Consider the following 19,173-nt stretch of genomic DNA (forward strand, 5'->3'; position numbering starts at 1 on the left):
TGATATCGATGTGGAGAATGCTCTCTGATGACGCCTGAATCCCCCGCTGACGAGACGGAATCAACCACCGGAGACCCCTCGACGGCCTCCTCCTCCGGGTCTTCCGCACTCTCACCCAAGGTGAAGCAGCCCGGCGAGTACGGTGCCGACTCCATCCAGATCCTCGAAGGTCTCGAAGCGGTCCGCAAACGACCGGGAATGTACATCGGATCCACCGGCCCACGTGGTCTTCACCACCTGGTCTACGAGATCGTCGACAACTCGGTCGATGAGGCCCTCGCCGGCTATGCCGACACGATCTTCGTGACCCTGCTGGCAGACGGAGGTGTGCGCGTCGTCGATAACGGTCGTGGCATCCCGGTCGATCCGCACTCCTCCGACCCCACGAAGTCGACCGTCGAGGTCGTTCTCACGATCCTGCACGCGGGCGGCAAGTTCGGCGGTGGCGCGTACGCGGTCTCCGGCGGACTGCACGGCGTGGGCTCGTCGGTGGTCAACGCCCTGTCGACGAGATTCGACGTCGAGGTCAAGCAGAAGGGCTTCGTCTGGCGGCACAGTTTCGCCGACGGCGGTGTCCCGCAGCAGAAGCTCGAGAAGGGCGAGGCGTCGGAGGACACCGGAACCAGCATCACCTTCTGGCCCGACGCCGAGATCTTCACCGAGACGACCACGTTCGAGTACGACACTCTGCGCACGCGTTTCCAGCAGATGGCCTTCCTCAACAAGGGGCTGCGCATCGAGCTGTCGGACGAGCGTCCCGATTCGGCCTATGAGGTCGAGGTCGACGGCCAGCCCACGCTCATGCAGCCGAACGACGTGTTCTTCTACGAGCGCGGTCTCGTCGACTACGTCGAGTATCTGAACAAGGTGCGCCACGCCGAGGTCGTCAACGACGAGATCATCGCGTTCGAGTCGGAGGACACCGAGCGCAAGATCTCACTCGAGGTCGCGATGCAGTGGACCACCTCGTACACCGAGAACGTCTTCACGTACGCCAACACGATCAACACGCACGAGGGTGGAACGCACGAAGAGGGCTTCCGCGCCGCACTGACGACACTGGTCAACAAATACGCCAGGGCCAACAACCTGCTCAAGGAGAAGGACGACAACCTCTCGGGCGACGACGTGCGCGAGGGCCTCACGGCCGTCATCTCGATCAAGCTCGGCGAGCCCCAGTTCGAGGGGCAGACCAAGACCAAGCTCGGCAACACCGAGGCCAAGGCGTTCGTGCAGAAGGTCGTCGGCGATCAGCTCGGCGACTGGTTCGATCGCAATCCCGTGCAGGCGAAGAACGTGATCCGCAAGGCGATCGACGCCGCGACCGCTCGTCTGGCTGCCCGCAAGGCGCGCGAGACGGCCCGACGCAAGAGCGTCTTCGAGTCGGCGGCGATGCCCGACAAGCTCAAGGACTGCACGAGCAAAGACCCCTCGATCAGCGAGATCTTCCTCGTGGAGGGTGACTCGGCAGGCGGCTCGGCGGTGCAGGGTCGCGACCCGCACACGCAGGCGATCCTCGCGCTGCGAGGCAAGATCCTCAACGTCGAGCGCGCGCGCCTCGACAAGGCCCTCGGCAACAAAGAGGTCCAGGCGATGATCCAGGCGTTCGGCACGGGCATCGGCGAGGAATTCGACATCGAGAAGGCTCGGTATCACAAGATCGTCCTGATGGCGGATGCCGACGTCGACGGTCAGCACATCACGACGCTGCTGCTCACGCTGCTGTTCCGCTACATGCGCGGACTGATCGAGGCCGGCTTCGTGTATCTGGCGATGCCGCCCCTCTACCGTCTCAAGTGGACCAACCAGCCTCACGAGTACGTGTTCAGCGACGCCGAGCGCGACGCCTTGCTGAAGTTCGGCCTCGACAACGGCAAGCGGATCCCCAAGGATGCCGGCATCCAGCGCTACAAGGGTCTCGGCGAGATGAACGCCAAGGAGCTGTGGGAGACCACGATGGACCACACCACCCGCACCCTGCGTCAGGTGACCATCGAGGATGCCGCTGCCGCCGACGAGATCTTCAGCGTGCTGATGGGTGAGGACGTGGAATCGCGGCGCAGCTTCATCCAGCGCAACGCCAAGGATGTCCGCTTCCTCGACATCTAGAACAGGCGAGCGCAGCGAGCAACCCTGGTCGTTGAGCGAGCGAAGCGAGTCGGAACGCCGCGAGCCGCTCTCAGAAACCAACGAAGAGAACACACATGACTGACGAAGTACGCCCCGAACCGGCACACGAGCACGGCAAGATCGACCAGGTCGATCTGCAGTCCGAGATGCAGCGCAGCTACCTCGACTACGCGATGGCCGTGATCGTCGGGCGCGCGCTGCCCGACGTGCGCGACGGGCTCAAGCCCGTGCACCGCCGCGTGATCTACGGCATGTACGACGGCGGGTTCCGCCCCGACAAGTCGTTCTCGAAGTGCGCCCGCGTCGTCGGCGAGGTCATGGGTCAGTACCACCCGCACGGTGACTCCGCGATCTACGACGCCCTCGTGCGTCTCGTGCAGCCGTGGTCGCTGCGCTACCCGCTGGCCCTGGGTCAGGGGAACTTCGGCTCCCCCGGCAACATGGGTGCCGCTGCGCCCCGGTACACCGAGACCAAGATGGCCCCGCTCGCGCTCGAGATGGTGCGCGACATCGAAGAGGACACGGTCGACTTCACCGACAACTACGACGGTCAGACCCAGGAGCCGACAGTCCTGCCGGCCCGCTTCCCGAACCTGCTCGTCAACGGCTCCGTGGGCATCGCGGTCGGCATGGCCACCAACATCCCCCCGCACAACCTGCGCGAGGTCTCGGCGGCGGCGCTGTGGGCGCTCGACAACCCGGGGCTCCCCCGCGAGGAGCTGCTGGACGGACTGATCCAGCGCATCCCCGGTCCTGACTTCCCGACGGGCGCGCAGATCCTGGGCACCAAGGGCGTGCAGGAGGCGTATCGCACGGGTCGTGGATCGATCACGATGCGCGCCGTCGTGAACGTCGAGGAGATCCAGGGCCGCACGTGCCTCGTGATCACCGAGCTGCCGTACCAGGTGAACCCCGACAACGTGGCGGTCAAGATCGGTGATCTGGCTCGCGACGGGAAGATCACCGGCATCGCCGACATCCGTGACGAGTCGTCCGACCGCACGGGTCAGCGTCTGGTCGTCGTGCTCAAGCGCGACGCCGTCGCGAAGGTCGTGCTCAACAACCTGTACAAGCACACGCAGCTGCAGGAGAACTTCGGCGCGAACATGCTCGCGATCGTCGACGGCGTGCCCCGCACCCTCGCGATCGACGGCTTCGTGACCTACTGGATCACCCACCAGCTCGAAGTCATCGTGCGCCGCACGCGCTTCCGCCTGGCGAAGGCCGAGCGTCGCATGCACATCCTGCGCGGCTACCTCAAGGCGCTCGATGCGCTCGACGAGGTCATCGCCCTGATCCGCCGCTCGGCGACCGTCGAGGATGCGCGCGACGGACTGAAGAAGCTCCTGGACATCGACGACGACCAGGCTCAGGCGATCCTCGACATGCAGCTGCGTCGTCTCGCAGCGCTCGAGCGGCAGAAGATCCTCGACGAGGCGGCCGAGCTCGAGCGGCTCATCGCCGAATATCAGGCGATCCTGGCCGACGAGGCCCTGCAGCGCGGAATCATCCGCGAAGAGCTCACCGGCATCGTCGACAGGTTCGGTGACGACCGTCGCACGCACATCCTGCACGGCTTCGACGGCGACGTCTCGATGGAAGACCTCATCGCCGAAGAGGAGATGGTCGTCACCATCACCCGCGCCGGCTACATCAAGCGCACCCGTAGCGACAACTACCGGTCGCAGCACCGCGGAGGCAAGGGCATCAAGGGCGCCCAGCTGCGGGCCGACGACATCGTCGAGCACTTCTTCGTCACGACGACGCACCACTGGCTGCTGTTCTTCACCGACAAGGGTCGCGTCTACCGCGCCAAGACCTACGAGGTACCCGAGGCCGGTCGCGATGCGAAGGGCACGCACGTCGCGAATCTGCTGGCGCTGCAGCCCGACGAGAACATCGCTCAGGTGCTCGACATCCGCGACTACGAGGTGGCCGACTACCTCGTGCTCGCGACGCGTGACGGCCTCGTCAAGAAGACGAGCCTGTCGAGCTACGACACCAACCGTCAGGGCGGCGTCATCGCTATCCGTCTGAACGACGACGACGAGCTCGTCTCGGCGCTGATGGTGAACGCCGAGGACGACATCCTGCTGATCAGCCGCAAGGGCATGTCAGTGCGATTCAGCGCCACCGACGAGGCGCTGCGACCCATGGGCCGTGCGACCGCCGGTGTGAAGGGCATGAAGTTCCGTGACGGCGACAGCCTGCTGTCGGCATCCGTGGCGGCCCTCGGCCAGTTCGTCTTCGTGGTGACCGACGGCGGCTACGCCAAGCGCACGGCGATCGAGGAGTATCGCGTCCAGGGACGCGGCGGATTCGGCATCAAGGTCGCGAAGCTGCACGATGATCGGGGCACTCTCGCGGGTGGTCTCATGGTCTCGGAGGACGACGAGGTCTTGGTGGTTCTCTCCAGCGGCAAGGTGGTACGCTCTGCCGTGGCCGAGGTGCCTGCCAAGGGCCGCGACACCATGGGAGTGGTGTTCGCACGGACGACGGAAGCCGACCGGATCCTCGCCATCGCCCGCAACGGTGAGCGGGGCCTCACCGAGGACGACGCATCGGATGAGGCGGAGGCGGACTCCCCCACCACCTCCCCCGACACGACCGAGAACCCTGAGGAAGCAGACGAATGAGCACGGTAGCCGACAAGCTGGCGAAGAAGTCGACCCGTAAGACCGGAGGCAAGCAGGTTCGCCTGCGCCTCGTCTATGTCGATTTCTGGTCGGCGGTGAAGCTCTCCTTCCTGGGAGCCGTCGCCCTCGCGATCGTCACGATGGTGTCGTTCTTCCTGATCTTCCTCGTGCTCCAGGCGACCGGGGTCCTCAACCAGGCCGACGAGTTCATCGGCACGATCACCAGCGACTCGGTGCGCATCTCGGAGGTCGCGGGCCTGCCGCAGGTCATGGCCTTCGCGGCCGTCGTCTCGATCCTCAACCTCATCGTCTTCACGGTTCTCGGCGCTGTCGTCGCCGGAATCTACAACGTCGCTGTGAAGGTGACCGGCGGTCTTCTCGTCGGCTTCACCTCGAACTGAGCCGCTCGACGCGCAACAGACGAGGAAGGGCGGATGCTTCGGCATCCGCCCTTCCTCGTCTTCTGCCGAGAGTAGGGATAACCCGAATCAGGGTGTCGGGGTGACTCGGTGTCGACGGGATCGGCACCGCCGTACCTTGGAGACATGACGACACAGACTGCCACGCCACCACCGGTGACGGCCACGAAACCGCCGCTGCGCATCGTGCTCACGATCCTGCATCTCGCCGGGATCGGGGTTATCGGTGGATTCATCTTCGCGACTCTCTCCGGGCTCCTCGGCACAGGGCTGGGCCTTCTCTTCGCCGCCGGCGTGGGAGTGGTGCTCCTCGTCGGACTCGTCTACGCGATCTTCGGTGTCGGCTGGTTCGAAGTGGCCCGCGTCGGCGCGCTGTACAAGACGCCGATCGCACCGTTGCGGTGGCGACCGCGCGACCGCCCCGGATTCGTCGGGTGGCTGCGGTCACTCGGACGCCAGGCGATCGACGGTCGCATGTGGCGGGCGGTCGCGAACTTCGCGATCACGGCGGTTCTCGGCTGGATCGTGTTGCGGCTGGCATGGGCCGCGGTCTGGTCGATCGTGATCTGCTTCGCTCCGCTGGCAGGCACCGACACCGTGATCGGGCCGTTCGGAGGCGGGGGCATCGACGCCGCATGGGGGCCGGTGATAGGCATCCTCGGAATCGCCGCCTCGGTCGCCGGCATGATCGGACTCGCGCTGCTGCACCGTGTCATCTCGCTCGCGGTCGTGATCCGCAGTCGCGAGGCCGAGCTGACCGAGCGCGTGCGCACCAGCAGTGCGCAGCGCGAGGGAGCAGTGCGTGCCGCCGATCTGGAGCGCACGCGCATCGAGCGCGACCTGCACGACGGCGTGCAGCCGAGACTCGTGTCGGTCGGCATGACCCTCGGTCTCGCTCAGCAGAAGATCGAGAGCGACCCTGCGGCAGCCAAGGAGCTCATCTCCGAGGCGCACACCTCGACCAAGGCGGCGATCACCGAGCTGCGGCAGCTCGCGCGAGGCATCCACGCTTCGGTGCTCGATGACCGTGGGCTCGACGCGGCACTGTCGGCCCTCGCCGGCCGATCCCACATCCCCGTGAGCCTCGACGTGCGGATGGACGGACGCTGCAGTCGTGACGCCGAGGCCGCCGTGTACTTCTCGATCGCAGAGTCGCTCACGAACGCGGCGAAGCACTCTCGTGCCAGCCAGGCGCGCGTCACGGTGCGTCTGCGGGAAGGCGGAGTCCTCTGGGCTCGCGTGGAGGACAACGGCATGGGCGGCGCGCAGGTGCAGCCCGGCGGCGGTCTCGACGGCATCGCCAACCGAATCCTGGCAGCGGGCGGCACGTTCCGCCTCGAAAGCCCGCTCGGCGGCCCGACCAGCCTGGAGGTGAACGTGCCATGCGCATCCTGATCTGCGAAGACTCCGTCCTGCTGCGCGAAGGTCTCGTACGGCTGCTCGAAGACGCCGGTCACAGTGTCGTCGCGGCGCTGCCCGACATCGAAGGTCTCGATGAGGCCGTCGCCGAGACGGCGCCGGAACTCTGCATCCTCGACGTGCGGCTGCCCCCGACCTTCACGGACGAGGGAATCCGCGCCGCGCTTCACCTTCGCGCCGCACACCCCGCTCTGCCGCTTCTCGTGCTCTCGCAGTATGTCGAAGAGCGGTACGCCTCCGACCTGATCGCCGCACAAGGGGGACCTCTGGGGTATCTGCTCAAGGACCGTGTGGCCGACGTCTCGGAGTTCCTCGCATCCGTGCAGCGCATCTCCGAGGGGGCGACCGTGCTCGACCCCGAGGTGGTCGCGCAGCTGCTGATGCGTCGCAACCGCGACGACCGGATGCTGAAGCTCACCGAACGCGAACGCACCGTGCTGGCGCTGATCGCCGAGGGCAAGTCGAATCAGGCGATCGCCTCGCTGCTGTTCCTCTCGGAGGCGAGCGTCGAGAAGCACATCACCGCGATCTTCCAGAAGCTGGGCCTCGAGCAGGGCGAATCCGGAAACCGCCGCGTGCTCGCTGCGCTGGCGCATATCGAGAACACAGGCGGCACGACGCCGACCGGACAGACAGGAGTGGCACGATGAGCACGAACAACGACGATCACCAGGGCGGTCACACGCCGCTCACTCCCCCGCCGGCATCCGCACCTGCCGAGCCGACGGCGGCTGAGCCTCAGCCCGCGACCGCATCTCAGCCGTCGGATCAGGGCCGAACGTCTTCCGGGGCGAAGGCGATCGTGATCGTCACCGCGATCGTGGGCGGGATCGCGCTGCTCGGATCGGGGGCCACCGCGGCGGTGGCCGCGACCGGCGGGCTGGTCTCGTCGTCTGATGCGACAGGGTCGCTGCAGACGGAGGACGTCTCGGGGATCCAGGGCATCGATCTCGACGTGGATGCCGGGAACATGCGCATCGAGTTCGGTGACGTCGATGAGGCGGAGCTGTCGGTCACCAACCGTCGCGGTCCCGGGTGGACGCTCGAGCGTGAGGGCGATGACCTCGTCGTGCGCAGTCCGGAGTTCCGGTTCGGCTGGTGGTTCGGCAGTTGGATGGGTGACGAGGAGTCGGCGGTTCTCACGCTTCCGCAGGAGCTGGAGGATGCCGCCCTCGACGCGGAGCTCACGCTGGATGCGGGAAGCCTCGATGTGATCGGCGACTTCGGTGCTCTGGACATCACCGTGAACGCCGGAGCGCTCGACATCGAGGGTGCGGCGAGCAGCCTGGGCATCGACATGAGCGCCGGCCGCGCCGATGCGGTGCTCGCCGACGTGGACGAGGCCGATCTGAGCGTCGCTGCGGGCGACCTCAACGTCGAACTGACCGGACGGGCGCCGACGCAGACGACGATCGACGTCAGCGCCGGATCTCTCGATCTCACGGTCCCCGACGAGTCCTACTCGATCGTGCAGGACGTCAGTGCGGGGTCGCTCGACGCACGGGTCGACCAGTCCGCAGGCGCACGCCACACGATCGATGTGTCGCTGTCAGCGGGGAGCGCCACGATCCGCCCGGGCGCCTGACCCGGCTCGGGGGCGGGGGTCCGTTCGGGCCGCCGCCCCCGATTGGGTTTTTCGGCGGATCTCCGGTAAAGTTCTGGAGGTTGACGGGGCTATAGCTCAGGCGGTTAGAGCGCTTCACTGATAATGAAGAGGTCCCAGGTTCAAGTCCTGGTAGCCCCACTCCACAACTCAAGAAATTCCCTCACGGGGCCTTAGCTCAGTTGGTAGAGCGCCTGCTTTGCAAGCAGGATGTCAGGAGTTCGAATCTCCTAGGCTCCACACTGTGTTGAGACAGTTCGAGAAGGCCCCGCCATCGTGCGGGGCCTTCTCGTTTCTGCATGGCGGCGGTCGTCGAGGGTCTTCGGCGCCGTGCACCCGCACCACGATCATCCGCGCGACCAGGGAGATTCATCCCCACCTGTGGATGAAACTGTTAACAACTCGGACGTCCGTGCATCTGCTCGGTGATCCTTCGATCAATCCTCCCGGGAGCGCTGAGAAGGCATGGCATGGCGCATCGTCTGCCACAACCCCCCTTCACGGGTCGGGACATCGGGCGTAACGTGCGCGTATGACACAGACGAAGACGATGATCCAGACGGAGGCGATCTTCGACTCGGTGAGCTACTTTCTCGCGCAGGATCAGGATGTCGCGGACCTGCGTCGCCGAATAGAGGATGCCGTGGGCACGTCGGGGAGCTTCGTCCACCTCGTCGTCGTGGGAAATCGGCAGGTCAGTGTCTTGGTCACACCTCACAGCCGTGTCACGATCAGCGTGTCGACCGTGGCGTTCGACGAACGGGACACCGGTGACACCGAGTATCCCTATGGCGGCTACTACGACATGATCTGATGTCGATCGGCGAGCACCTCACGCAGACAGGGGTGCTCGGAGTGCCGCCGCCGCGTCGCGCAGACACTCTATGAAGGCTGCGCTCGACGCATTTCCCTCGTCGTTCGACCGCCGGGCGGCGAGCAGTCTCGTCGTCGGTGAACCGGCTATCGGCACGACGGCGATCGACGGCGGGACGAGCTGACGCACGGATTCGGGCAGGATGCACCCTCCGACCCCTGCGGCGACGAAGCCCAGTGCCGTCTCCTGATGCGCGACCTCCTCCACCACGCGCATGGAGCCGGCGGAGAAGCCGAGCATTTGATCGACCCGACCCACGAAGCCGGGCATCAGCGAGCGAGGATAGGTGATCATGGCGACGTCCAGGATCTCCTCCGGAACGATCTCCGCGCGGGCGGCGAGCGGATGCGCCACGGGCAGGCACATCACCAGCCGTTCTTCATAGACGACCTCGGTGGTGAGGGCGGCCGACGACGGGCCGGTCGGAATCTCATCGCGGACGATGCCGACATCGAGGGTCCCGTCGCGGAGGCGGTCGAATTGCTCGCCGGACGTCAGAGGCACGAGTGTCAGCGATACACGCTCCCGTCGTGCTCGGAACAGCTGGACCACTTCGGGCAGGACCGTGTAGTTCGCTGAACTCACGAAGCCCGCCGTGAGCTGACCGGCGAGACCGTCGACGAAGTCACGCATCTCCCCACGGACCGAATCGACCTCGTCGAGGATCCGCCGGGCCCGATCCTTCAGATGCACGCCGGCGGGCGTCAGCGTCACCCGGCGTGTGCTCCTCTCGAAGAGTGCGACGCCGATCTCGCGCTCCAGTCGGCTCACCTGCACGCTCAAAGGGGGCTGCGACATGTGCAGCCGCTGAGCCGCACGGCCGAAGTGGAGCTCGTCCGCGACGGCCATGAAGTACCGCAGCTGACGGATTTCCATCTCCGCACGATACGGCTCTCGTATTACCGCGGCGTTACGTGCGCATTGCGAGCAGAACGCTATCAATCCGAGTGATAAATCGTATTTGACCTGGGGTTGTGTGAGCAGTTCAACTTGAGGGAGACACCCGACGGAAGGACCGGCACCATGATCGCAGACATGCGCGGCGCTGCTCCGGCCGACTGTCGGACGCCGGATCGCGGGGGTCCTGCGTGAGCACGCATGTCGCACTCTTCCATGTGCGCTCCCGCCGTCGGCCGGCCGAGTCCGGATACCAGGCCGTCCTCGACGCCCTCAACTCCTCGGCTGTCGCCGCCGTCGAGCAGCTGGGCTGGTCGGCGTCGCTGCACGCGGCGGGAGAAGAGCCGGAGCAGCAGCTGCAGCGTGCATCACGGGAGGCCGACCTCGTGGTGATCCTCGGAGGCGATGACGTCGAGCCCGAGCTGTACGGTCAGCCCGACAGGCGACCGCGGCGCACCGACTACCAGCGTCGCGCTGACCGCACGCAGATCGCCGTGGTCATGGAGGCGGTGCGCTCGAGGCGCCCCCTGCTCGGAGTATGCCGCGGCATGCAGTTGATGAACGTGGCACTCGGCGGAACGCTGCATCAGCATGTGGGCGGACATCGTGGCCCCGACTCCTCGCGGTTCGTCGAGAGTCGTGTTCCTGGGCTCGGGTCTCTGTCGCCCGGCGTGCGTCCGCCTCTCCTGTGCGCGCATCATCAGTCCGTCGATCAGCTCGGCCAGGGGTTTCGCGTCGCGCTCCAGGCGGCAGACGGGGTGGTCGAGGCGATCACGCACGACTCCCTGCCCTTCCTCGGCGTGCAGTGGCATCCCGAGCATCCCTCGACGGCACCGCAGCAGCTCCCTGCACTGTTGCGGGTCGTGCACGGGATGGGCAGGGTCCTCACGGCCGCGGCAGACCCGCGTTCTCTGGCTCACGGTGCGACCTGACGGGCTCCACTGGTCAGAGGTGCGGCCCGCGGACGATGCGCACGGGGCCGCGGGCCTCTCGGATGCTGACCGGTCGCCCTTTCTGCGTCACGATGACCTCGTCCCGGTCGGCGAGGTCTGCAGCCACGCGGCGAACGTCCTGCATCAGCGAGCGCCAGGATTCTCCACCCACGGTGCGGGCCACATCGCTCGGGCAGATCGACGACTGGTCGCGCTTGCGGGTCAGTGAGCGCACGGCAGCCGCGATGCGTTCGTCGAAACGTGGACCCGAACGATCCTCCCACCAGGGCGCTCCGCGCTCGCCGAGCGCCGTCTTCGCATCGTTCACCCGTCGTCGGGCCTGCGGGTCTCCGGTCTTCACCGCTCGTCGAGCAGCCATCAACTCGTCCACCAGTTCCTGGCGGAAGCCTTCCGGAATCGCCGGGTCGGTGGCCCTCCAGCGCCGCCCGTCGATGACGACGTGATGACCGTCTTCGGTGAGCTGCGGCCCGTGGTCATCCGGGGTCGTGTCGGCTGCCATGAGAACAGTCAATCCGCGGGACCCGTCGTCACCAAGGGGCTTGACCCGACGGCCGCAGCCCGTTGGCTTCGACGGTCGGGTCAGACGCGACGGGCGCCGTCGTGAGCGCCTGCGAGCCGCGGAGTGCGATTGACGAAGACGCCGAGCAGGATCATGCCCACGCCGAGACCGAGGTGCAGCCAGTTGTCGGCATCGTTGACTGGGATGAAGTTGAGCTGGTCGTTGCCCACCGCGATCAGCCCGTAGAGCCACACCACCAGGTAGAGCGCTCCTCCGACGATGAGGTACAGCCGCGAGGCGCGGGCCCGGGCCGCGAGGGCGATGCCGCCGACCGCGAAGGCGAGGTGCACGAAGTTGTGGAGCACCGACACCTGGAACACTCCGAGCAGGTGGGCTTCAGAGCCGGCGCCTGCACCGTGGAGATGTTCGGCGGAGTGGGTGAGTCCGGGGATGAATCCCGCGATTCCCACGAGCAGGAAGACGACCCCCACGATCAGAGCCGTCTTCTGGATGGGAGTTCCTGCATATCGTTCGGTGCGTGCTGTATCGCTCATGATGCCCTCCTGGTCGGTGATGTGCCCCAGAACGTACCGAGGCGGGGAGGGAGAAGAAGAGGATCTTGACTCAAGACGTCGATGAGCCCTAGGTTTCGCGCGCGACGCTGGACGCCGGCGCGACGGCCGTGCGTCGAGATGCCGATTCGCCGAGCGGGGAGTCAGACAGACCGAAGATCGTGGGGCGCCGTGTTGAGACGCTCGCACCCGTCAGCCGTCACGACCACGATGTCCTCGATACGCGCGCCCCACTCGCCGGCGAAGTAGATGCCCGGCTCGATGCTGAAAGCCATCCCCTCGCGCAGCACGAGATCGTTGCCGGGAGCGATGTAAGGCTCTTCGTGCACGGAGACGCCGATTCCGTGACCCGTGCGGTGCACGAAGGCCTCGCCCAGCCCCGCATCGACGAGTACCGACCGCGCTGCGGCATCGACCTGCTCGGCCGTCGCGCCGGGGTGCACGGCATCGACCGCGGCCTGCTGAGCGCGGACGAGCACCGCGATCCGCTCGGCGACCTCGCTGTCGGGGCTCCCCACGACGTAGGTACGGGTGCTGTCGGAGTTGTAGCCGCTCGGCACCGCCCCGCCGATGTCGACCACCACGATGTCGCCCTCGTCGATCACGCGGTCGGACACCTCGTGATGCGGATCCGCGCCGTTGGGGCCCGAGCCGACGATGACGAACTCGACGGTGCGGTGCCCCTCGGCGACGATGGCCTCGGCGATGTCGGCAGCCACCTCGCGCTCGCTGCGTCCCGCGCGCAGCCACTCGGGCACACGACGGTGCACGGCGTCGATGGCAGAGCCGGCTCGCCGCAGCTCGGCGACCTCGTCGGCATCCTTGATCATGCGGCTCTCGCGCAGCACCGGCGTCGCGAGCTCGACACGCACGCCGATCCGCTCGGCGAGCGGGATCACGTGCAGGGCGGGCAGAGCGTCGGAGACGCCCACTCTCGAGACGCTGCCGATCGCCTCGGCCACGAGATCGTAGGGGTTCTCGCCGTCCACCCAGTCGGAGACGGCGAGACCGAGCTCGCCGACCGCGGCGGCCCTGACCTTCGCCAGTTCCATGCGCGGCACGATGACGGTCGGTGCGAGTGCGGGTCCGAGCACGAGCGCGGTGAGACGCTCGATCGTGTCGCCCTCGACGCCGATCAGGTACTGCAGATCGGGCCCGGGTCCGATCACGATCGCGTCGAGACCTGCATCTGCCGCGAGCGACGCCGCTCGGTCCAGGCGGGCGGCGTACACGGATGCGGGAACGGCAGTGTGCTCACGGCATCCACGCTACTGTGCACGCTCGCGCCGGGAAACAGCTTCAGCTCACGGCGAGGCGGATGCGATCGGCGAGCACCCTGCGGTTCGCGTCAGACAGGTCGAGCAGCGCATAGGCGGTCGGCCACATCGTCCCGTCGTCGAGGTTCGAGATCGGCTCGAAGCCGAAAGTGCCGTAGCGGACCTTGAACTTGCTGGCGGGCTGGAAGAAGCAGAGCACCTTGCCGTCCTTGCCCCACGCGGGCATGCCGTAATACGTGCGCGGCATGAGCTCGGGGGCGACCTCGGTGACGAGCTCATGCAGCGCCTTCGAGAGCGCGCGATCCTCGTCATCCGGCAGCTTGGCGATCGCCGCCTCGAGGTCGGCGAGCCCTTCGGCACGCACCTCCTCGGGAGTCTTCTTGGCTCGAGACCTCGACTTGCGCTTGTCGGCTGCCGCCTCTTTCATGGCCTCGCGCTCTTCGGTGCTGAAGTTCTTCTCGTTGTCAGCCATGGCCGACTCCTTTCACCGTATGACCTGCGATGAAACTCACACTACGGATGCCGTGCGGCATCGCGCTTCTCGATTCGTGATCGATGTCGGCATCGCTTCGCGACACGACGCCGAGGATGTGGTGCCAACTGGAGGGGTGGGTTGGGGTGTGGGATGGCGCCTGTTGTCGGTGTGGGTGTGGGGATGCGGCGCGAGGTGCCAAATGGAGGGGTCGGTTGGTACGCACCACCGGCGAGCCGCACATGGTCGCACAGTATGGTGAACGCATGGATATGCGGGTCGCGGCATACGCGGTCGTCACCGATGACGACGGACGCGTCCTGCTGGCGCGCTGGACAGAGGGCCGTCGCGTCGCGTGGACCATGCCGGGCGGTGGGCTCGAAGCCGGAGAGTCACCGGAAGACGCCGTCCGTCGTGAACTCCGTGAAGAGACGGGCTACATCGTCAAGGTCGGCGAGCTTCTGGGCATCCACTCGCGCGTGATCCCGGCCGGGCAGCGCGTGCATGAGTCGGACGAGCCGCTGCACACCCTGCGCATCGTCTACCGGGCGGTGGTCAGCGGCGGGAAGCTGCGGTTCGAAACCGACGGATCGACCGACATGGCGGGATGGTTCAGCCTCTCGTCGGTCGCCGAGCTGCAGAGAGTCAAGCTCGTCGACATCGCCCTGAAGATGGCCGGCATCCTCTGACGACGAGACCTCTCAGTCGCGAGGCTCCTCGGGCACCGAGATATCGGCGACCGTCGCTCCGTAGGCCGAGATCAGGTCGTCGGCCTCGACGAACAGGCTGTAGCCGTGCGCCCCGGCGCCCATCGCGATCCGCTGGCCGACGATCGACTCGTCGGCATAGACGGGCCAGTCCGTGGTGCTGCCGATGGGGACGATCGTCCCGCGCTCGTATCCGGTGGCCGCGAGAGCGAGCTCGGGCTCAGGAAGACGCAGCTTGTTCACTCCGACGAGCGCGCGCAGCTTGGGCCACGAGATGGAACGGCCGCCGGGCACGAGCGCGAACAGATAGGTGTCGTCGGAGCGCTTGACGACGAGCGTCTTCACTATGCCGGAGGGCAGGATGCCGAGCAGCTCGGCGGCCTCCGCGAGGCTGCGTGCTGCGGGCCGCTCGCGGATCTCGATCTCGAGTCCGCGAGCAGCGGCGGCACTCCGCACGCGCTCATGAGGATCCCCCGGCGCGGTGGCCGAGGGATCGGTGCTCGAGGTCACGCGTCGGGAGCGGAGAGCGGGTCGTCGGCGACCCAGAGCTCGTCGTCCGCACGGAGCGCCTGCCATGCGGCGTACAGCACACCCGCGGCCGCGGCGACTCCGAGGATGATCGCGACGACGGAGCCGATGCCAGGACCCTTGGGTTCGGGCTTGGTGGCCTTCTTGACCTTCTTCACGACGCCCTCGCGCTTGGCGTTCGCCACATCCCACGCGGTCAGCGCGGTGCCGACGACGCCTCCGACGATGGGAACGACCTTGTCGTCGACCACGTGGTGGCCGAAGCGGATGCCACGGTCGACGACGGGCTGCACGCGGCGGTTGTACGTGTCGTGCACGACGGGACCGACCTGCTCGCGACCGAAGTGGCCGAGCTGGCGTCCGGCCTCGCGCGCAACTTCGGCGGCGTGGCCGACGAGTACCTGCTGGTTCTCCCAGAGCTGGTTTGCGTCGGCCTGAAGACGACGCAGCTCCTTCTTCCGCTTGCGGCTGATGCTCACGATGCTCTCCTGTCGATTGGAGTACGGGTTCCCCATCTTGCCACGCGAGGCTGGAAGGGGGGAGGGAATCGCCGAGCCCTTGCGCCCAGCGGTCGTCCGCGCTAGTTCAGACCTCATACATCGGAAGCTCTGCGAGAATGAACGCATGGCTCACGCTTCTCATGTCGCAACCCTGCACACCAACCACGGTGACATCGTCATCAACCTCTTCGGAGACCACGCCCCGAAGACGGTCAAGAACTTCGTCGGCCTGGCCGACGGCACCCAGGAGTGGACGCACCCCGCCACCGGCAAGCCGGGCGAGGGTCCTCTCTACAAGGACGTCATCTTCCACCGCATCATCCCCAACTTCATGATCCAGGGCGGCGACCCGCTCGGTCAGGGCGTCGGCGGTCCGGGATACAACTTCGACGACGAGATCAACATGGAGCTCAACTTCAACGAGCCCTACATCCTCGCCATGGCCAACGCCGGCCTTCGTCGCAACGCCATCACCGGCAAGGCCGAGGGCACCAACGGCTCGCAGTTCTTCATCACCACCGACCCGACCCCGTGGCTGCAGGGCAAGCACACGATCTTCGGCGAGGTCGCCGACGACGCCTCGAAGGCCGTCGTCGACAAGATCGCCGCAGTGCCGACCGCTGCGGGCGACCGCCCGATCGAGCCGGTCGTGCTGCAGTCGATCGACATCGTCGCGGCCTGACGACGACGCTGGCCGATCCGGATGACCACGCCTGAGTTCGCCGACAATCGCGACAACTTCTGCTATCGGCATCCGGATCGGCAGAGCTTCGTGCTCTGCCAGCGGTGTCTGCGCACGATCTGCCCTGAGTGCCAGACCCAGGCTGCCGTCGGAGTGATCTGCCCCGAATGCATGGCGGCAGAGCGCAAGAACCGCACGCCCGCGCAGAAGCGCGCCGAGCGCCGCTGGCGCAGCCGTCCCGCGATGGCGGCGTCGGGTGACGGCAAGCCCGTGGTCACCTACGGGCTGCTGCTGATCACCTCGATCATCGGGCTGCTGCAGATGGTGCCCGGCATGGGCTCCGCCATCACCCAGCAGCTGCTGTTCGCGGCGGCGTACCTCTACCCCGACCTCTCGCTCTACCCCTTCGAGCCGTGGAGACTGCTGACCGCCGTCTTCGTACACGGCGGATTCATCCATCTCGCGTTGAACATGCTGGCGCTCTGGATGCTCGGACAGAACCTCGAGCCGATGCTGGGGCGGGTCCGCTATCTCTCTCTGTACCTCATCAGCGGTATCGGCGGATCGGTGGCCGTGGCACTCATCGCGCCCGGCACCGCCACGGTCGGCGCATCGGGTGCGATCTTCGGTCTCATGGCCGCCCTGCTGATCATCGGCCGGCATCTGGGGGCGAACGTCACCGGGATCCTCGTGATCCTCGGCATCAACTTCGTCATCGGTTTCTTCATCGGGGGCATCGCCTGGCAGGCGCACCTCGGCGGCGCCATCGTGGGTGCGCTGATCGCCTTCATCCTCACTCGCACTCGTCGACGCGAACAGCGCACCCTGCAGATCGTGCTGCTCGCGGCGGTGGCCGTGGCGCTTCTGGTGATCGTCGCCTTCGTGCCCCCGCTGCTCATCACGACGGTTTACTCCTGATCGGGAGTTGTTAACAGGGTTGTTAACGGGTGTGAATAACATCCGTGTAATTCTCCCCATACTGGGGATAACCTGTGGATAACTCGTCGTAGCGCAGACAGACGAAGGCCCCTTCCGCATGTGCGGGAGGGGCCTTCGTGTACGACGTGAGTGGGCGGGCGTCAGCGCCAGCGGGTGGTCATCAGGAAGCCGATGAGGGCGATGCCGAGGCCGATCCCGAGATTCCAGTTGCCGAGACCCGGGATGGGGAACTGCATGCCGGAGATGTAGAACACGAGGATCCACGCGAGGCCGAGCAGCATGAATCCGACCATCACCGGCTTGAACCACACCGCGTTGGGGGCGGTGTCGCCTTCGCTGCGGGGTGCGTCCGGTTCGTCGATCTTGCGCTCACGTGCCATTCCGACATTGTACCCATGACTTCTTTCCATATGAGACCCGGTCTCACGGGCCGTTCGTACAGGCGCGCGGGATAGGATCTCGCCATGACTGCATCCGTCGTCTCGGGGGAGCGACGCGCACGGAATCGTCGCCCTCGATCGAGCGCCACGTTCACGAGCGTCCTCGGCGAGCTCCTGCTCACCGCGGGCGTGATCGTGCTGTTGTTCGTCGCCTGGCAGATGTGGATCGGCGACATCATCATCAGCGCGCAGAAGAACGACGAAGGCGCCCAGATGTCGCAGCAGCTCGCCGAGGCGCCTGCGCCCGAGCCGCCTCCGCTCGTCGAAGGGGAAGACGGCACGACCTACTATGAGCCCGTGATTCCCGCGGCGCCCGCCGACGCCCAGTGGTTCGCGCAGATGCACGTTCCACGTTTCGGCTCCGAGTACAACGTCGGTGTCTACGGGGGCACCAGTCGTGCTCGTACGCTCGACGACCTCGGCATCGGCGTGTACAGCGACTCGAAGATGCCGGGAGAGGTCGGTAACTTCGCGCTCGCGGGGCATCGCACGACGTGGGGCAAGCCGTTCAATCAGCTCGACAAACTGCAGCTGGGTGACGCGATCGTCGTGGAGACGCCCGACGGATGGTTCACCTACCGCTTCCGCACGCTCGAGTACGTCACGCCCTCTCAGGCCGATGTCCTGCTCGACGTGCCTCAGATGCCGGGCGTCGAGACGGGGGAGAGGTACATCACGCTGACCGCATGCTCCCCCCTGTACTCGCTCGACGAGCGCATCATCGCCTACGGCGTCTTCGACAGCTTCCAGCCCCGCGCCGAAGGCCCCCCTGCGGCGCTCACCGACCCGCCGCCTCCGCCGGCTGCTCCGTCGATCTGACCGAGGGAACGAGGACACACATGTATGCCGCACTCTGGCGCATCCTGCCCGGCCCCTGGTGGCTGCGGCTCTTCATCGTGCTCGTGCTCGTCGCAGCCGTCCTGTACGCGCTCTTCTGGTTCGTGTTCCCCTGGGTGAGCCCTCTCATCACGCCGGGCGAAGTCGACCTCGAATGACCCGTGTGCTCGTGGTCGACAACCACGACAGCTTCGTACACACCCTCGTCGGCTACCTGCGCGAGCTGGGCGCGGACGTGACCCTGGTGGAGTCCGACGCGGTGGACGCGGCTCGGATGGACGAACTCCTCGCCCGTGTCGACGGTGTGATGATCTCGCCGGGACCGGGAACTCCTCGACGTGCCGGGGTCACGGTGGATGCCGTGCGGCTCGCGGCCCGACGTCGAGTGCCTCTGCTCGGTGTCTGCCTCGGGCACCAGGCGATCGGCGAAGCGTTCGGTGCGCCCGTCGGCGAGGCGCCGGAGCTCATGCACGGCATGGTGTCGACGGTCGTGCACGACGGCTCGGCGCTGTTCGACGGCATCCCCTCGCCCTTCGATGTCGGGCGCTATCACTCGCTCGCACTGGATGAGAGCGACCTTCCGCCAGAGCTGCGCGTGACGGCGCGCACCGACAGCGGCACCGTGATGGCTCTCGCACACACCGAGCTGCCCATCGTCGGAGTGCAGTTCCACCCCGAGAGCGTGCTCACCGAGGGGGGATACCGGCTGCTGGCCAACTGGCTCGCGCAGTGCGGAGACGCGGACGCCGTGGCGCGGTCGTCAGAGCTGCACCCGCTGCAGCGCTGAAG

22 protein-coding genes and 2 tRNA genes are annotated in these 19,173 nt (G+C 66.6%); 16 read left to right on the forward strand and 8 right to left on the reverse strand.

The genetic code is table 11. From position 1 onward, the window contains the following. The first annotated feature begins 27 nt into the window (after positions 1-27). The 9 genes from gyrB (at position 28) to RWO82_RS04745 (ending at position 9,021) form a co-directional block, all read left to right on the forward strand. Positions 28-2,109, forward strand: coding sequence for a DNA topoisomerase (ATP-hydrolyzing) subunit B (gene gyrB / locus RWO82_RS04705; RefSeq protein ID WP_314424019.1), 2,082 nt, complete (start codon positions 28-30; stop codon positions 2,107-2,109). A gap of 95 nt (positions 2,110-2,204) precedes the next feature. Further along, entirely contained in the window at positions 2,205-4,766 is a 2,562-nt protein-coding gene (gyrA, locus tag RWO82_RS04710) for a DNA gyrase subunit A (protein ID WP_314424021.1), read from the forward strand. Continuing rightward, entirely contained in the window at positions 4,763-5,167 is a 405-nt protein-coding gene (locus RWO82_RS04715; protein WP_314424023.1) for a DUF3566 domain-containing protein, read from the forward strand. Before gyrA ends, RWO82_RS04715 begins: the two co-directional genes overlap by 4 nt. A 144-nt stretch (positions 5,168-5,311) precedes the next feature. Continuing rightward, on the forward strand, positions 5,312-6,580 hold the full coding sequence (locus RWO82_RS04720; protein ID WP_314424026.1) for a histidine kinase: 1,269 nt from the start codon (positions 5,312-5,314) through the stop codon (positions 6,578-6,580). Next, positions 6,568-7,254: a response regulator transcription factor gene (locus RWO82_RS04725; RefSeq protein ID WP_314424030.1), complete on the forward strand. Its 687-nt coding sequence runs from the start codon at positions 6,568-6,570 to the stop codon at positions 7,252-7,254. The genes RWO82_RS04720 and RWO82_RS04725 overlap by 13 nt, the downstream gene beginning before the upstream one ends. Beyond that, positions 7,251-8,189: a hypothetical protein gene (locus tag RWO82_RS04730; protein ID WP_314424033.1), complete on the forward strand. Its 939-nt coding sequence runs from the start codon at positions 7,251-7,253 to the stop codon at positions 8,187-8,189. Before RWO82_RS04725 ends, RWO82_RS04730 begins: the two co-directional genes overlap by 4 nt. Before the next feature lie 85 nt (positions 8,190-8,274). Further along, positions 8,275-8,348: transfer RNA gene (locus tag RWO82_RS04735), tRNA-Ile, on the forward strand. Between the two features lie 26 nt (positions 8,349-8,374). Beyond that, positions 8,375-8,447: transfer RNA gene (locus RWO82_RS04740), tRNA-Ala, on the forward strand. 292 nt (positions 8,448-8,739) lie between these two features. Next, on the forward strand, positions 8,740-9,021 hold the full coding sequence (locus RWO82_RS04745; RefSeq protein WP_314424035.1) for a hypothetical protein: 282 nt from the start codon (positions 8,740-8,742) through the stop codon (positions 9,019-9,021). 18 nt (positions 9,022-9,039) lie between these two features. Here the strand turns inward: RWO82_RS04745 and RWO82_RS04750 are convergent, their stop codons facing one another. Next, the gene (locus tag RWO82_RS04750; protein WP_314424038.1) at positions 9,040-9,957 is read right to left on the reverse strand and encodes a LysR substrate-binding domain-containing protein; all 918 of its coding nucleotides are present in this window, start codon (positions 9,955-9,957) and stop codon (positions 9,040-9,042) included. 212 nt (positions 9,958-10,169) lie between these two features. Between RWO82_RS04750 and RWO82_RS04755 the strand changes: the two genes are divergently transcribed. Next, a complete protein-coding gene (locus RWO82_RS04755) occupies positions 10,170-10,910 on the forward strand; it encodes a gamma-glutamyl-gamma-aminobutyrate hydrolase family protein (RefSeq protein WP_314424041.1) in 741 nt (246 codons plus the stop codon). Between the two features lie 13 nt (positions 10,911-10,923). On the opposite strand, the gene RWO82_RS04760 is transcribed toward RWO82_RS04755, so the two are convergent. The 4 genes from RWO82_RS04760 to RWO82_RS04775 form a co-directional block, all read right to left on the reverse strand. After that, on the reverse strand, positions 10,924-11,430 hold the full coding sequence (locus tag RWO82_RS04760) for a DUF3253 domain-containing protein (protein ID WP_314424044.1): 507 nt from the start codon (positions 11,428-11,430) through the stop codon (positions 10,924-10,926). An 80-nt stretch (positions 11,431-11,510) separates the two neighbouring features. Further along, a complete protein-coding gene (locus RWO82_RS04765; protein ID WP_314424046.1) occupies positions 11,511-11,984 on the reverse strand; it encodes a DUF4383 domain-containing protein in 474 nt (157 codons plus the stop codon). Between the two features lie 161 nt (positions 11,985-12,145). Next, on the reverse strand, positions 12,146-13,234 hold the full coding sequence (locus RWO82_RS04770) for a Xaa-Pro peptidase family protein (protein ID WP_314424049.1): 1,089 nt from the start codon (positions 13,232-13,234) through the stop codon (positions 12,146-12,148). Positions 13,235-13,301: 67 nt separating this feature from the next. Then, positions 13,302-13,751 (reverse strand): hypothetical protein, encoded by a 450-nt coding sequence (locus tag RWO82_RS04775; RefSeq protein ID WP_314424051.1) that lies wholly within the window; start codon positions 13,749-13,751, stop codon positions 13,302-13,304. Positions 13,752-14,017: 266 nt separating this feature from the next. On the opposite strand from RWO82_RS04775, the gene RWO82_RS04780 reads away from it, so the two are divergent. After that, entirely contained in the window at positions 14,018-14,440 is a 423-nt protein-coding gene (locus tag RWO82_RS04780; protein ID WP_314424054.1) for an NUDIX domain-containing protein, read from the forward strand. Between the two features lie 12 nt (positions 14,441-14,452). Here RWO82_RS04780 and RWO82_RS04785 read toward each other — a convergent pair whose 3' ends face one another. Continuing rightward, positions 14,453-14,914, reverse strand: coding sequence for a YbaK/EbsC family protein (locus tag RWO82_RS04785; RefSeq protein WP_314424125.1), 462 nt, complete (start codon positions 14,912-14,914; stop codon positions 14,453-14,455). Between the two features lie 50 nt (positions 14,915-14,964). After that, positions 14,965-15,465 carry a DNA helicase gene (locus RWO82_RS04790; protein WP_314424057.1) on the reverse strand — a complete coding sequence of 167 codons (501 nt, stop codon included), beginning with the start codon at positions 15,463-15,465 and terminating at the stop codon, positions 14,965-14,967. Positions 15,466-15,610: 145 nt separating this feature from the next. Between RWO82_RS04790 and RWO82_RS04795 the strand changes: the two genes are divergently transcribed. Next, on the forward strand, positions 15,611-16,168 hold the full coding sequence (locus RWO82_RS04795; protein ID WP_314424060.1) for a peptidylprolyl isomerase: 558 nt from the start codon (positions 15,611-15,613) through the stop codon (positions 16,166-16,168). A gap of 21 nt (positions 16,169-16,189) precedes the next feature. Next, positions 16,190-17,086: a rhomboid family intramembrane serine protease gene (locus RWO82_RS04800; protein ID WP_314424063.1), complete on the forward strand. Its 897-nt coding sequence runs from the start codon at positions 16,190-16,192 to the stop codon at positions 17,084-17,086. A gap of 161 nt (positions 17,087-17,247) precedes the next feature. Here RWO82_RS04800 and RWO82_RS04805 read toward each other — a convergent pair whose 3' ends face one another. Next, positions 17,248-17,487 (reverse strand): cell division protein CrgA, encoded by a 240-nt coding sequence (locus RWO82_RS04805; protein ID WP_314424066.1) that lies wholly within the window; start codon positions 17,485-17,487, stop codon positions 17,248-17,250. Positions 17,488-17,571: 84 nt separating this feature from the next. Here RWO82_RS04805 and RWO82_RS04810 point away from each other — a divergent pair, with 84 nt between their 5' ends. The 3 genes from RWO82_RS04810 to RWO82_RS04820 are packed head-to-tail and all read left to right on the forward strand — an operon-like array spanning position 17,572 to position 19,171. Beyond that, positions 17,572-18,366: a class E sortase gene (locus tag RWO82_RS04810; protein WP_314424069.1), complete on the forward strand. Its 795-nt coding sequence runs from the start codon at positions 17,572-17,574 to the stop codon at positions 18,364-18,366. Between the two features lie 20 nt (positions 18,367-18,386). Beyond that, positions 18,387-18,542 (forward strand): hypothetical protein, encoded by a 156-nt coding sequence (locus RWO82_RS04815; protein ID WP_314424072.1) that lies wholly within the window; start codon positions 18,387-18,389, stop codon positions 18,540-18,542. Next, on the forward strand, positions 18,539-19,171 hold the full coding sequence (locus RWO82_RS04820) for a glutamine amidotransferase-related protein (protein WP_314424075.1): 633 nt from the start codon (positions 18,539-18,541) through the stop codon (positions 19,169-19,171). The genes RWO82_RS04815 and RWO82_RS04820 overlap by 4 nt, the downstream gene beginning before the upstream one ends. Positions 19,172-19,173: the final 2 nt, after the last annotated feature.

The organism is uncultured Microbacterium sp. (assembly GCF_963521645.1).
Taxonomy (GTDB): domain Bacteria; phylum Actinomycetota; class Actinomycetes; order Actinomycetales; family Microbacteriaceae; genus Microbacterium.